Source organism: Pseudorhizobium xiangyangii (assembly GCF_020531965.1).
GTDB lineage: Bacteria > Pseudomonadota > Alphaproteobacteria > Rhizobiales > Rhizobiaceae > Neorhizobium > Neorhizobium xiangyangii.
This window is the reverse complement of sequence record NZ_JAJAWH010000006.1, coordinates 176,340-189,195: the sequence shown is the minus strand read 5'-3', so window position 1 is coordinate 189,195 and position 12,856 is coordinate 176,340. Positions and strand designations below refer to the sequence as shown.

12 protein-coding genes are annotated in these 12,856 nt (G+C 59.6%); 3 read left to right on the top strand and 9 right to left on the bottom strand.

Annotated elements, in window-relative coordinates:
* Window positions 1-59: 59 nt before the first annotated feature.
* Both LH464_RS07365 and LH464_RS07360 read right to left on the bottom strand, forming a co-directional pair.
* Window positions 60-2,048 (bottom strand): PhoX family protein, encoded by a 1,989-nt coding sequence (locus tag LH464_RS07365; protein ID WP_226785723.1) that lies wholly within the window; start codon window positions 2,046-2,048, stop codon window positions 60-62.
* Between the two features lie 102 nt (window positions 2,049-2,150).
* Window positions 2,151-2,699 carry a L,D-transpeptidase family protein gene (locus tag LH464_RS07360; protein WP_226785722.1) on the bottom strand — a complete coding sequence of 183 codons (549 nt, stop codon included), beginning with the start codon at window positions 2,697-2,699 and terminating at the stop codon, window positions 2,151-2,153.
* A gap of 143 nt (window positions 2,700-2,842) precedes the next feature.
* Here LH464_RS07360 and LH464_RS07355 point away from each other — a divergent pair, with 143 nt between their 5' ends.
* Together LH464_RS07355 and LH464_RS07350 are read left to right on the top strand one after the other, a co-directional pair.
* Window positions 2,843-3,526, top strand: coding sequence for a response regulator transcription factor (locus LH464_RS07355; protein ID WP_226785721.1), 684 nt, complete (start codon window positions 2,843-2,845; stop codon window positions 3,524-3,526).
* 12 nt (window positions 3,527-3,538) lie between these two features.
* Window positions 3,539-3,991: a cyclic nucleotide-binding domain-containing protein gene (locus tag LH464_RS07350; protein WP_226785720.1), complete on the top strand. Its 453-nt coding sequence runs from the start codon at window positions 3,539-3,541 to the stop codon at window positions 3,989-3,991.
* Window positions 3,992-4,006: 15 nt separating this feature from the next.
* On the opposite strand, the gene LH464_RS07345 is transcribed toward LH464_RS07350, so the two are convergent.
* The 6 genes from LH464_RS07345 to tesB all read right to left on the bottom strand — a co-directional run bounded on the left by LH464_RS07345 (window position 4,007) and on the right by tesB (window position 11,342).
* Window positions 4,007-4,807 (bottom strand): exodeoxyribonuclease III, encoded by an 801-nt coding sequence (locus LH464_RS07345; protein WP_226785719.1) that lies wholly within the window; start codon window positions 4,805-4,807, stop codon window positions 4,007-4,009.
* 90 nt (window positions 4,808-4,897) lie between these two features.
* Window positions 4,898-5,551: an outer membrane lipoprotein carrier protein LolA gene (locus tag LH464_RS07340; RefSeq protein WP_226785718.1), complete on the bottom strand. Its 654-nt coding sequence runs from the start codon at window positions 5,549-5,551 to the stop codon at window positions 4,898-4,900.
* 68 nt (window positions 5,552-5,619) lie between these two features.
* Window positions 5,620-8,280: an FtsK/SpoIIIE family DNA translocase gene (locus LH464_RS07335; RefSeq protein ID WP_226785717.1), complete on the bottom strand. Its 2,661-nt coding sequence runs from the start codon at window positions 8,278-8,280 to the stop codon at window positions 5,620-5,622.
* A 236-nt stretch (window positions 8,281-8,516) separates the two neighbouring features.
* Window positions 8,517-9,872, bottom strand: a complete 1,356-nt coding sequence (locus LH464_RS07330) for an ammonium transporter (RefSeq protein ID WP_226785716.1) — start codon at window positions 9,870-9,872, stop codon at window positions 8,517-8,519.
* Between the two features lie 24 nt (window positions 9,873-9,896).
* Window positions 9,897-10,235 (bottom strand): P-II family nitrogen regulator, encoded by a 339-nt coding sequence (locus tag LH464_RS07325; RefSeq protein WP_226785715.1) that lies wholly within the window; start codon window positions 10,233-10,235, stop codon window positions 9,897-9,899.
* A 222-nt stretch (window positions 10,236-10,457) separates the two neighbouring features.
* Window positions 10,458-11,342, bottom strand: coding sequence for an acyl-CoA thioesterase II (gene tesB, locus LH464_RS07320; protein ID WP_226785714.1), 885 nt, complete (start codon window positions 11,340-11,342; stop codon window positions 10,458-10,460).
* A gap of 86 nt (window positions 11,343-11,428) precedes the next feature.
* Between tesB and LH464_RS07315 the strand changes: the two genes are divergently transcribed.
* Window positions 11,429-12,643 (top strand): ubiquinone biosynthesis hydroxylase, encoded by a 1,215-nt coding sequence (locus LH464_RS07315; protein ID WP_226785713.1) that lies wholly within the window; start codon window positions 11,429-11,431, stop codon window positions 12,641-12,643.
* Between the two features lie 22 nt (window positions 12,644-12,665).
* On the opposite strand, the gene LH464_RS07310 is transcribed toward LH464_RS07315, so the two are convergent.
* Entirely contained in the window at window positions 12,666-12,854 is a 189-nt protein-coding gene (locus tag LH464_RS07310) for a Trm112 family protein (RefSeq protein ID WP_226785712.1), read from the bottom strand.
* Window positions 12,855-12,856: the final 2 nt, after the last annotated feature.

The window sequence follows — 12,856 nt, the reverse complement described above, 5'->3', positions numbered from 1 at the left end:
CGATCTGATTTTAAGAAAATGCCCGGCAATGTTCCGGGCATTTTCGTTTCTAAAGGCAATCAGACTGCAATCTTGCCGCCACCGATCTTGGTTATGGCTAGGACGGACGGACGAACTGGCATGTCGTCCTTGAAGTCGGGCCAACGCGTCGACAGGTCCTCGTAGTATGATGGACGACCATGGCCATCCCAGTCCTCGCCACCGTCACCCGGGTGCTGGACCGCAACGAAGGCCGTCTCGTCGTCCGGGGTGAACAACGGGCCGCACAGCTCGCCGCCGACAGGAACACGGAAGAACAGCTTCGACGTCGCACGTGCATCGCCTTCCGTATCGACCGCCCACAGGCCGTCGGTCCGTCCCGTCGCCTTGTTGTTATTGCCGTCGGTCGACACCCAGAGACGACCAGCCGCATCGATCGCACAGTTATCCGGCATGCCGAACCAGCCGTTCTTTGTCGTTTCCGTAGAGAACGTCTCACCTACTTCGGCCACCGATGGATCCCCGCATTTCAGCAGCACTTCCCACTTGCCCGATGTCGCGGTGAAGTCGCCCCCGTCTTCGGCGATCTCGATGATATGACCGAAAGCATTCTCGGCGCGCGGGTTGGCCGCATCGACCTGATCGTCCTTACGTTTCGTGTTGTTGGTCAGCATCACATAGACCTTGCCGTTGACGCCGTTCGGCTGGACGTCTTCCGGGCGGTCCATCTTGGTGGCACCGAGAAGGTCGCCTGCGCGGCGGGTTTCGATGACGATGTCGGCCTGGCTGGCAAAGCCGTTCTCTTGCGTGAGCGGACCTTCGCCGTGGACCATCGACAGCCATTGCATCGTGCCGTCATCGTTGAACTTGGCGACGTAGAGCGTACCGGCATCGAGAAGATCCATGTTGGCCGCACGGTCATCCGGATTGTAGGTCCCGTCCGTGACGAACTTGTAGACATAGTCGAAACGTTCGTCATCGCCGAGGTAGAAGACGACCTTTCCGTTTTCCGCGACGATCGATTCCGCACCCTCATGCTTGGTCCGGCCAAGCGCCGTGCGCTTCTTCGGCATCGACGTCGGATCCATGACGTCGACCTCGACGATCCAGCCGAAGCGATTCGGCTCGTTGGGCTCCTTGCCAAGGTCGAAACGATCGTAGAAGTTCGCCCAGTCGTAGCCGCCCTCCGGAACGCCATAGCGCTCGTAATTGGCCACTTCCGGATGGTCCGCCGGCAGTTCGCCGGAGAAGTAGCCGTGGAAGTTCTCCTCGGCCATGATGTAGGTGCCCCAGGGGGTGACGCCGCCGGCGCAGTTGTTAAGCGTACCCAGAACTTTGGTGCCGGTGCTATCGGCCGATGTCTTCAGGCGGTCATGCCCGGCTGCGGGACCCGTGACCTCCATCTCGGTCGATACGGTAACGCGGCGATTGTATTGGCCGTCGCGAACGACCTGCCATTTTCCGTCCACTCGCTGGATTTCGACAATCGTGCCGCCATGAGCAGCCATCTCGACATCCACCTGCTCCTTGCTGAGCGAGCCCTGCTTCACCTCACCATCGACGATGGTGACGATGCCCGGGAACATGAGGTGCGGATTGGTGTATTCGTGGTTGACGACAAGCAGGCCGCGGTCGTCGGCACCTTCCAGTGGAACGAACCCGACATAGTCGTTGTTGTAGCCGAACTGTCGCGCCTGCGCTTCGGCAGTCTGGCCGTTCGGATCGAATTCCGGCGAATCCGGGAAAAGAGCATCGCCCCATCGCAGCAACACGTCCGCATCATAGCCTTCTGCAACGTGGTGCTTGGCATCGACGCCTGCCTCTACCTCCGGGAAAGAGAAGGCCGATACAGCGGCAGCCTTTGCCTTGTCGGCTGTCATCAATGCCACAGGGCTGACCGTTGCGGCAATCGCAGACACCGCCAGCGAGCCCTGCAGGAAATTGCGGCGGGAAAACCGTCTGCTGATGATCTCACCCATGGTCGGATTGGCGCTGGAATTGTGCCCTTCGCCATCCGCCTCTTCAAGCTGCGTGGTGGGGAACGGCTTCGGACAGCGCTCTTCGGTCATGACAATCTCCTTATGAACATCTTCGGTGTAAACCGAGGCGACACTAGGAGGCGTCCATTACGGTTATGCGACACTCGCGGCACACAACGCGATTCTGGATTGTCAGAGAATCCGCACGACAGTTCCGCGTCGCATGAAGCGGATCAGCCGTTGCATGTCCCTGAGGCTGACGGCGACGCAGCCGGCCGTCGGCTGATAGCCTGGCTTGATGAGATGGAAGAAGATAGCCGAGCCGCGATGGCGGCTGCGCGTGGTGATGTTCCAGTCGAGCACGAGGCAGATGTCGTAGAGCCCGTCCTGACGCATCATTTCCTCATGGCTGGGCCGAAAAGGCGCCCGGACAAGACGGTTGTAGCTCGGATGGTCCGGCTGGTCGCACCAGAGCATGTCCTTGGCAATCCGGCGCATCGGAAGCGGTGTGCGCAGTGACTTCACCCGATCTCCGCGCGTGAAACCGTGGAGCAATCGCATCGACGCAATCGGCGTGGCGCCGTCGCCTTCTCGCTTGAAAGCAGTGCGGCCGGAGCGACCGAGAGCCGCCGGTACCGTCATCCCCCCGAAGCAGACCATGGCCCGCGAACGGTTACCCGGAACCGCCCGGACGATGACGAGATTTGTGCCAATTTGCCTCCGCCTGCTCAAATCGGCCATCTTTCCTCACGAGTTTTTGCTTTGAAGATGATTTGGTTTAAATTCATAGCACGATGCAAACTAGATCAAGTGCCTGAAACCGCTTGCCCTCTCGTGCTATAGAAGAGAAAAAGGGCAGGGCAACACAAGAGGCAAGAGAACACATGGCAGCTCGCACGATTTTGCTGGTGGACGACGACGACGACCTGCGCGAAACCCTGATGGAGCAACTTTCTCTCTATGAGGAGTTCTCTCTCCTGCAGGAGGCGAATGCAGCAAAGGCCATGCAGACTGCGAAGTCCAGCCAGGTCGACCTGCTGATCATGGACGTCGGGCTCCCCGACATGGACGGCCGCGAGGCCGTGAAGCTGTTGCGGAAGAACGGTTTCAAGGCACCGATCATCATGCTGACCGGCCATGATACGGATTCCGACACCATCCTGGGGCTCGAAGCAGGCGCGAACGACTATATCACCAAGCCGTTCCGCTTTGCGGTGCTCCTGGCCCGTATCCGGGCGCAGCTGCGCCAGTACGAGCAGAGCGAAGACGCGACGTTCCCCGTGGGGCAGTACATCTTCAAGCCTAGCCAGAAGCTGCTGACGACCGAGGACGGCAAGAAGATCAGGCTGACGGAAAAGGAAGCCGCGATCATCCGTTATCTGTACCGCGCCGGCCAGAAGGTCGTAACCCGCGACATCCTGCTCGAAGAGGTATGGGGCTACAATTCCGGCGTTACCACCCACACGCTGGAAACCCACGTCTACCGCCTGCGCCAGAAGATCGAGCGAGATCCGTCAAACGCGGAGATCCTCGTGACGGAAAACGGTGGCTACAAGATCGTACCGTAAGGAACGGCCGCAATGGCGCTCAATGACGACATCCGCCTCCTTTCGCAGGTAGCCCTTTTCCGGGAACTCGAGGAGGACCAGCTACGTCTGCTCGCGTTTGGAGCGGAACGTCGAGGCGTGGCCGGCGGACAGGAACTGTTCCGCGAGGCATCTCCCGCCGAATGCGCCTTCGTGGTGGCGAAGGGAGCCTTCGAACTCTACGCCTCGGAGCGAGGTTCTGCGCGACTGCAGGATGTCGCGGTGACCGGCACGCTTTTGTCGGAGCTTGCGCTGATCACGATGGTGGAGCGCAAGTTCACCGCGATAGCCGTGGAGGACGCCGAGGTCCTGCGTATCACCCGGACGCTCTTCCACCGGCTGCTGGAGGAATATCCGCAGGTAGGCAAAATGGTTGAGGTCCGCATTCGCGACAACATCGTTGCCATGGCGACCGCTACAACAGGAATGCAGCAGCGGTTCACCTGACAACGGAACCGATACCTAGAACTTGAAGACGGCTGTAACGGGAACATGGTCCGACGGCTGATTCCAGCCTCGTGCTTCCTTCAACACCTCGATCCTGTCCAGGAACGGGCCGAGATCGGCGGATGACCAGATGTGGTCAAGCCGGCGGCCTTTGTTTGCAGCCTCCCAATCCTTGGCGCGGTAGCTCCACCACGTATAGATCTTTTCCGGTTCCGGCGTGTGCTGCCGCATCAGGTCGAGCCAGCCGCCCTTGGCCATGATGTCCTTCATGGCGTCGGTCTCGATCGGCGTATGGCTGACAATCTTCAGAAGCTTCTTGTGCGACCAGACGTCGTTTTCCAGCGGTGCAATATTGAGGTCGCCGACAAGAATGGACGAAACACCGGGCATGTCCGCCTTCAGCGTCTTCATTTCCTCGACGAAATCCAGCTTGTGCCCGAACTTCGGATTGATGGTCCGATCTGGTTCGTCTCCGCCGGCGGGGACATAGAAATTGTGCAGGCGGATACGCCGTGACCCGCGCTCGAAAAGAGCCGAGATATGCCGTGCGTCACCCACGCCGCAATAGTTCTGGCGGTGATCCTCCGCAAGCGGCACCCGCGAGGCGATCGCCACGCCATGATAGCCCTTCTGGCCATGGATGATAATGTGCTGGTATCCGAGATCCTTCAGCGGCTGCAGGGGGAACTCGTGCTCCTGGCACTTGATTTCCTGAAGGCACAGGATGTCCGGCTGATGGCGGACGATGAATTGTTCGACGATGGGCATGCGAAGCCGCACCGAATTGATGTTCCAGGTGGTGATGGAGAATGTCATTCTTATTCCTCAGGCGGGTGCCCGAAGGTTTAGAAAATTTTATGTGAAGGGTGAAGTAAAAAAGGGACCCAGAGGATCCCTTGCTTTCGATCAGAGCTTGCGGACTTCGTCGTAGGGAATACGGAAGACCCGCTCCTCGAAACCAACACCGTTCTTGACGTTGTAGATCATCACCGACGTGTCCTTGTTCTGCGCGTCCGTGATCGTCCACTGTCTGAGCTCGTACGTCTTAGAGTCGAACATCATGGTGATCGTCGAATCGCCGAAAATCGTCCGGTTACCGAGCACGATCGTCGTCAGGTCCGGCTCCTCCCGCACGCCGCGAACCGTCTCGTTCGAAAGATCGATCCGTTCCGCCAGCAACAGGCTGAGCGGCGTCTTGGACAAGGGGTAGAGATCCCAGGTCTTCAGCTTCATGTTGCCGATGACGACATTCTTGCCGTCGGCAATCACGCGGATCGGGGACGGATCCTCGAAGTTGAACCGCAGTTTGCCCGGGCGTTCGATGAAGAATTTTCCGCCTGTCTGCTCTCCGCGCGGACCGAACTGGACGAACTCGCCCATCATCGTCTTCACGGACGAGAAATGGTCGGCGATCTTCTGCGCGGCGGCCGAGCCACCGGCACCCTGAGCGGCACCTGTCGATGGAATAAGCGCCGACGTGGCAAGCCCCAGCAATCCGGCGGAGAAGGATCTGCGGCTGATGGCACCGAACGACGGGGAGCAGTTGGTCTTTTTATTCATTCTGTCTTCTCCTTCACCGCTTCCTGGCCTCGAAAGGCGGCAGCTTGATGGCCAACGCGGCGGCGGTCCTAGCGTTCCAGGATGTCGGCTTCGGTCGGCACCAAAATCTCGCGTTTTCCGGCATGATTGGCGGGACCGATCAGTCCTTCCTGCTCCATCCTCTCGATCAGAGAGGCTGCGCGATTGTAGCCGATGCCGAGCCTTCGCTGAATATAGGAAGTCGACGCCTTCCCGTCACGTAGCACAATTGCCACCGCCTGATCGTAGGGATCTTCGGAATCCGAGAGGTTCGCAGTGCCCGAGGGGCCGCCGCCATCATTTTCCTCGTCGTCATCGGCTGTGATGGCTTCCAGATATTGAGGCGAGCCCTGGGTTTTCAAGTAGGCAACGATCTCCTCAACCTCGACGTCAGAGACGAACGGGCCATGGACGCGTTGTATGCGGCCACCACCGGCCATGTAGAGCATGTCGCCCATGCCGAGCAGCTGCTCGGCGCCCTGCTCCCCGAGGATCGTGCGGCTGTCGATCTTCGACGTGACCTGGAAGGAGATACGCGTCGGGAAGTTGGCCTTGATCGTGCCGGTAATGACGTCCACCGATGGACGCTGCGTCGCCATGACGACGTGGATACCGGCGGCACGCGCCATCTGCGCCAGACGCTGGACTGCACCTTCGATGTCCTTGCCGGCGACCATCATCAGGTCGGCCATCTCGTCGATGATGACGACTATGTAAGGAATCGGCTTCAGATCGAACTCTTCCGTTTCGTAGATCGCCTCGCCGGTTTCGCGATCGAAACCGGTCTGGACGGTGCGCGTCATCACCTCGCCCTTGGCCAGCGCCTGTTCGACGCGGCTGTTGAAGCCGTCGATATTGCGCACGCCGATCTTCGACATTTTCTTGTAACGCTCTTCCATCTCGCGGACGGTCCACTTGAGCGCTACGACGGCCTTCTTCGGGTCGGTGACCACCGGTGAAAGAAGGTGTGGAATACCGTCATAGACGGAGAGTTCAAGCATTTTCGGATCGATCATGATCAGGCGGCACTTCTCCGGCGTATAGCGGTAGAGAAGCGACAGGATCATCGTGTTGATGGCCACGGACTTACCCGAGCCCGTGGTACCCGCGACCAGCAGATGCGGCATCTTTGCTAGGTCGGCCACGACCGGCTCGCCGCCGATCGTCTTGCCGAGTGCCATGGCGAGCTTCGCCTTGCTGTTCTCGAAGTCCTTGCTGCCGATCATCTCGCGCAGATAGACCGTCTCGCGGGTGCGGTTCGGCAGTTCGATACCGATCGCATTGCGGCCGGGAACGACGGCAACGCGAGCAGCGATCGCGCTCATCGAGCGGGCGATGTCGTCGGCAAGGCCGATGACGCGCGAGGACTTGATACCGGGTGCCGGCTCCAGTTCGTAAAGCGTGACGACCGGACCTGGACGAACATGGATGATCTCGCCCTTGACGCCGAAATCCTCCAGCACACCTTCCAGCATGCGGGCATTCTGCTCCAGCACATCCGCCGAAAGTGTGGCATCGCGAGCAATCGCTTTCGGTTCCGCAAGCAGATGGACGGATGGAAGCTGGAAGCCGTCCGAATCGATGAAGGATGCCTGAGCGTCACGAGCAACCCGCGGGCTGGGCCTGGGTGGCGCAGGAGGCGCAGCTACCCTTGGCTGAGCACGTCCTGTACCGGACGCCGTTGGGCGCCGCGTGGCTGCGAACGGAACATCGTCATCATCGGATAGAATACCCGCAGGCCGAACGAAGGAGTCGTCCAGGTCATCCTCGTCATGGTGCGCCATGGGCGGCGAAACGATCGAGCGACGAGCGACGCCGCCATGCGCAGGACTATCGAGGGACGGTTCAACACGGTGCCCGGCAGCGGCAGGAGCCTTCGCCCGCACCGGCTCGTTCAGCGTACCGAATTCGTCGTCGTTGAAATCATATGGCTGATCGAACGTACTGCGAGAGCCCGGCTTGATGCCGAAAAGACGGCGGATGCGAGCCTGCCCGATATACCAGTAGTGGGCGAGAGCGCCGAGCGCCAGAAAGCCTGCGAATACGCCTTCATCGTCATCCTCATCCTCGACGACCTGTCGTGCCCGTGAATTGGTGGCAACGGCCGGAGCATAGTCCTCATCTTCATCCTCGAACGCTTCGCCCACCAGGCCAGACGCAAAGAGGAGCAGCCAGACGGCCGGAAACGCAAAGAAGATGCCAAGGATCGTTGCCAGCATTCCGGTCGGATAGGCGCCAACAAAGAGCGCCGGGAAGCGCAGGATCATATCACCGATGACGCCGCCGATGCCGTTGGGAATGGGCCAGGTAAATGGCGCCGGGAAGCAGCCGAGCGACGCGGAGACCAGAAGCGTACCGCCGCCCCAGGCCGCCAGCCGTGCCGGCACGCGGTTGAACTCGCGTCCCGAAATCAATGCCAGCGCAAATGCAAGAACGGGCAGAAGTGCGACAAGGCACGCAAGGCCAAAGAACTGCATCATGAGGTCCGCAAAGGCGGCCCCGAAATAGCCAAGCAAATTCGTGGGCTGATTATCGGTCGCGTAGGAAAAGCTCGGATCCGCTACGTTCCAGGTCGCGAGGGCGGCAACTGCGAGAGCGAGAGCGATGAAAATGCCAAACCCAGCCAGCGCCATGGCTTGCCTGACGACAAAAGTCGTCAGCATGGCCCTCGCCGAACCATCGCCCATTGCTGCTGAATTGCTTCTACCCATTACTCTGTCCGCCGTTGCAACGCTTGAGGGAGGTCGGGGCTAGCATGAGCTCAAACCCACCGCAGTCGGCGCAACGTAGCGTGAAGATGGTTAATGTGCCTTTAACCACCGCGCCTGGGACATCCGGAAGCCGATATAAAAAAGCCCGGACCGAGGTCCGGGCGAAAGTTCGATACAAAAAGCGGCTCTTTGCGGCAGATTGTGCTGCGGCGGATTGGTACCGCCGCAAACTGTTATCAGGAGTGGTAGGCGGCTTCGCCGTGGGAGGAAAGGTCGAGACCTTCGCGCTCCGCTTCGACAGTGACCCGAAGACCGATGATCACATCAACGACCTTGTAAAGGATCACCGAGACGATACCGCACCATGCGATGGTGATGACGACTGCGGTCAGCTGCGTCATGAACTGGCCACCCATGGTCACGCCTTCGGCATAACCGATGCCGCCGAGCGACGAGGAGGCAAAGATGCCGGTTGCGAGTGCGCCGAAGAGGCCGCCGACACCGTGAACGCCGAAGACGTCTGCCGTGTCGTCATAACCCAACTTGTTTTTGACGACGGCTACGAAGAAGTAGCAGAGCGGCGAGACGAGAAGACCCATGACGATCGCACCCATCGGTCCGGCAATACCAGCTGCGGGCGTGATGGCGACCAGACCGGAAATCATGCCGGACGCGGCACCGAGCATCGAAGCCTTGCCGCGGGTAAACGTTTCAACCACGCACCAGGAGATGATCGCTGCAGCCGTCGCCACAAACGTGTTGACGGTTGCGAGCATCGCACCGCCGGACGCTTCGAGGTTGGAACCGGCGTTGAAGCCGAACCAGCCGAGCCAAAGCATGGCGGCGCCGACGAGCGTGAGCGTCATCGAATGCGGTGCCATCATGTCCTTGCCCAAGCCCGTGCGCTTGCCGACCATGATCGCGCCAATGAGACCGGCAACACCTGCGTTGATATGGACGACGGTACCACCAGCGAAGTCAAGCGCACCCATTCCGAACAGGAGGCCGTTGGCATCCCACACCATATGAGCGACCGGGAAGTAGACGAACGTTGCCCACAGAACGCAGAACAGGACGGCGGCGGAGAACTTGATGCGTTCAGCGAAAGCGCCGACGATCAGCGCCGGGGTAAGGGCTGCAAACGTCATCTGGAACAGCATGAAGACGAATTCGGGAATGACCGCATCCGAGAAGGTCGCGGCTGTCGAGTCCATGGTCACGCCGGACAGGAACATTTTGGCTGTGCCACCGAAATAGGCATTCTCCGAGCCGCCGAAGGCGAAGGAGTAACCGTAGATCACCCATACGAGCATCATGGTCGCACCGACCACGGTGCATTGCATGAGCACGGACAGCATGTTCTTGGCGCGCACGAGGCCACCGTAGAACAAGCCTAGGCCCGGCATCAGCATGAAGAAGACGAGCAGAGTGCAAATGAACATGAAGGCGGTATCGCCTTTTTCCGGCACGACCGCAGCAGCTTCAGCGGCGGGTGCAGCCGCATCCTGCGCGAAAGCGACAACGGGCGCCAGGAAGGCTGCTGAAGCAGCACTCACACGACCGAGCGAGGTTGAAAGTCTAGAAATTTTCATAGGTAGCTCCCCAATCAGCCGTTGTTAAAGCGCTTCTGTGCTGGTCTCGCCGGTCCGGATGCGCACGGCCTGCTCAATGGAATATACAAAGATCTTGCCGTCCCCGATCTGGCCGGTCTTAGCGGCGGAAGCGATCGCGTCCACGGTCTTGTCGACAAGATCCGTAGGCACTGCGACTTCGATCTTCAGCTTCGGCAGGAAGCTGACGGCGTATTCCGTACCGCGGTAGATTTCCGTATGCCCCTTTTGCCGCCCGTAGCCCTTCACTTCGGTAACGGTCAGGCCCTGGATGCCGACTGCCGTGAGCGCTTCACGCACCTCGTCCAGCTTGAACGGCTTGATAATGGCCATCACGATTTTCATCTGGCTTTCCCATCCTCTGTTTGTTCGGCCGAAGCCAACGTCCCGCATCGCTGCTGATCAGAGACAGCGACTTCCGACTTACATACAAAGGGCGTGCCAGTTTCGACATGGATTTATAAGATTATGTTTTTAAAGTGCTTTTTCTATTTCGCCTAAACGAAAGGCAGCAACGGGCGACTTTATTGCCTTGGAATTACGCACAAATTCCATGATGCCTAATATTTACTCAACTGCTCGTTTGCGAATCAACCCCTCTTGCGCAACAGACGCAATCAACTCTCCGGACCGCGTGTAGAGGCTACCCCGCGTCATGCCGCGTGCACCTGACGAACTCGGGCTGTCCTGCGTGTAGACAAGCCAATCTTCCAGCGCGCAGGGTCGATGAAACCACATGGCATGGTCGAGACTGGCGACCTGCAGCTTGGGATCGAAGATTGACGTGCCATGCGCATAGAGGGACGTGTCGAGCAAGGTCATGTCGGACAGATAGGCCAGTACGCAGGCTTGGTAGTGACGATCCGCCGGCACCTCTCCGACAGCCCGCACCCAGATATCCTGCCGAGGCTCCAGTTTCTCTTTCGTCAGATAATGGACGAGTGAGACAGGCCGGATCTCGATCGGACGGTCCCGGTTCCAGTATTTCCGCACCCCTGCCGGGGCCTGCGCGAGGAACAGCTCCTTGAATTCCTTTTCGCCCATCAACTCTTCCGGCGGTGTAACGGGCGGCATGGACACTTGATGATCGAGCCCATCCTCCTCCACCTGGAAAGATGCGGACATGGAAAATATCGGCCGCCCATGCTGGATTGCCACGATCCACCGCGTGGCGAAGCTTGATCCGTCCCGTATCCGCTCCACCTGGTACACGATCGGCACAGCGGGATCGCCCGGCCGCATGAAGTAGGCGTGGAGTGAATGGACGTAACGGTTTTCATCCACCGTCCGCTGGGCCGCCATGAGAGCCTGGGCAATCACCTGTCCGCCGAACACCCGCTGCCAGCCCACCTGTGGACTACTGCCGCGATAGAGGTTCTCCTCGAGCTTTTCGAGATCAAGCGTCGTGAGGAGACGATCCATCGCATCTTGGAATTCAGGCGGGCGTGACATAATGGCGGACTCCGGTAATAGGAACCAGTTGCCGGATGATCTATATGGACCATGTCATCTTCTCAAGTGTCGCGGGAGTGAGCCAAATGCTGGATATGCTGGTTGTCGGTGGAGGCTATGTGGGCCTTTCAGCCGCGGTGGCGGTAAAACAGTCCGCACCCCACCTGAAAGTGGAGGTCATCGAGGCTGCGCCTGACCATGTCTGGCAGAAGGACGAGCGCGCCTCTGCCATCATCGCGGCGGCGATACGCATGCTTGAGGTTCTGGACGTCTGGAACGACATCGCCCCGGAAGCGCAGCCGATCAACCGAATGATCGTAACAGATTCACGGACCTCTGATCCCGTGAGACCGGTCTTCCTGACATTCGACGGTGAAGTGGAAGAAGGCCAGCCCTTCGCGCATATGGTGCCCAATGTCGCGATGGTTCGCGCGCTCCGCGCGGCCTGCGAACGGCTCGGCATCACCATTCGCCACGGTCTCTCCGCCACGGCATTCAACACCACCGGCGCCAGGACGACGGTCACATTATCGGATGCGAGCACAATCGATACCCGGCTTCTGGTGGCCTGTGACGGCGTGCGGTCCAGGCTGCGCGATATGGCCGGAATCAAGACGGTAACCTGGGACTACGGACAGGCCGGCATCGTCACCACGGTTGCCCATGAGCGCCCGCATGAGGGTGTCGCGGAAGAGCATTTCTTGCCCTCTGGGCCTTTCGCCATCCTGCCCCTCACCGGCAACCGCTCTTCGCTTGTCTGGACCGAACGCAAGGACGAGGCCGAGAACCTCGTCGCCTCCGACGATCTGGTATTCGAAGCCGAGCTACAGCGTCGTTTCGGGCACAAGCTGGGCGAAATCACCGTCGCTGGCAGCCGCAAGTCCTTCCCGCTTGGTTTGACCTTGAGCCGTTCCTTCGTTGCGCCGCGCTTTGCTCTTGCCGGCGATGCCGCACATGGCATCCATCCCATTTCCGGCCAGGGACTGAACCTTGGCTTCAAGGATGTCGCAGCGCTCGCGGAAACCGTCGTGGAAGCCGACCGGCTCGGCCTCGATATCGGAGCATTGAACGTGCTTGAGAGATACCAGTCCTGGCGCCGGTTCGACACTTTCCGCATGGGCGTCACCACCGACGTGCTCAATCGCCTGTTTTCCAACGACATCACGCCGATCCGCATCGCACGCGATTTCGGTCTGGGGCTTGTAGAGAGACTACCGGGATTGAAGTCCTATTTCATCGACCAGGCATCAGGAACTTCCGGAGAAGGGCGCCCCAAACTGCTTGCAGGTGAAACCATCTGAGGCAGCAGGACACTCGCTAAAGCTAGTCTTCCAGCTTTCGCGCTTCCGAGATGAGCATGATCGGCACGCCGTCCCTTATCGGGTAGGCGAGCCTCGCTTTCTCCGAGACGAGCTCGTTCGTTTCGCGATTGAAGGACAACCGTGCCTTGGTTAGCGGGCAGACGAGAAGCTCCAGAAGCTTCGGATCAACCTTGCTCAGTTTTTCGTCCATGG

Excerpts from the sequence above, each read along its gene's own strand:
- LH464_RS07365 (WP_226785723.1), bottom strand. The coding sequence starts at position 2,048 with ATGACCGAAGAGCGCTGTCCGAAGCCGTTCCCCACCACGCAGCTTGAA.
- LH464_RS07360 (WP_226785722.1), bottom strand. The coding sequence starts at position 2,699 with ATGGCCGATTTGAGCAGGCGGAGGCAAATTGGCACAAATCTCGTCATC.
- LH464_RS07355 (WP_226785721.1), top strand. The coding sequence starts at position 2,843 with ATGGCAGCTCGCACGATTTTGCTGGTGGACGACGACGACGACCTGCGC.
- LH464_RS07350 (WP_226785720.1), top strand. The coding sequence starts at position 3,539 with ATGGCGCTCAATGACGACATCCGCCTCCTTTCGCAGGTAGCCCTTTTC.
- LH464_RS07345 (WP_226785719.1), bottom strand. The coding sequence starts at position 4,807 with ATGACATTCTCCATCACCACCTGGAACATCAATTCGGTGCGGCTTCGC.
- LH464_RS07340 (WP_226785718.1), bottom strand. The coding sequence starts at position 5,551 with ATGAATAAAAAGACCAACTGCTCCCCGTCGTTCGGTGCCATCAGCCGC.
- LH464_RS07335 (WP_226785717.1), bottom strand. The coding sequence starts at position 8,280 with ATGGGTAGAAGCAATTCAGCAGCAATGGGCGATGGTTCGGCGAGGGCC.
- LH464_RS07330 (WP_226785716.1), bottom strand. The coding sequence starts at position 9,872 with ATGAAAATTTCTAGACTTTCAACCTCGCTCGGTCGTGTGAGTGCTGCT.
- LH464_RS07325 (WP_226785715.1), bottom strand. The coding sequence starts at position 10,235 with ATGAAAATCGTGATGGCCATTATCAAGCCGTTCAAGCTGGACGAGGTG.
- tesB (WP_226785714.1), bottom strand. The coding sequence starts at position 11,342 with ATGTCACGCCCGCCTGAATTCCAAGATGCGATGGATCGTCTCCTCACG.
- LH464_RS07315 (WP_226785713.1), top strand. The coding sequence starts at position 11,429 with ATGCTGGATATGCTGGTTGTCGGTGGAGGCTATGTGGGCCTTTCAGCC.
- LH464_RS07310 (WP_226785712.1), bottom strand. The coding sequence starts at position 12,854 with ATGGACGAAAAACTGAGCAAGGTTGATCCGAAGCTTCTGGAGCTTCTC.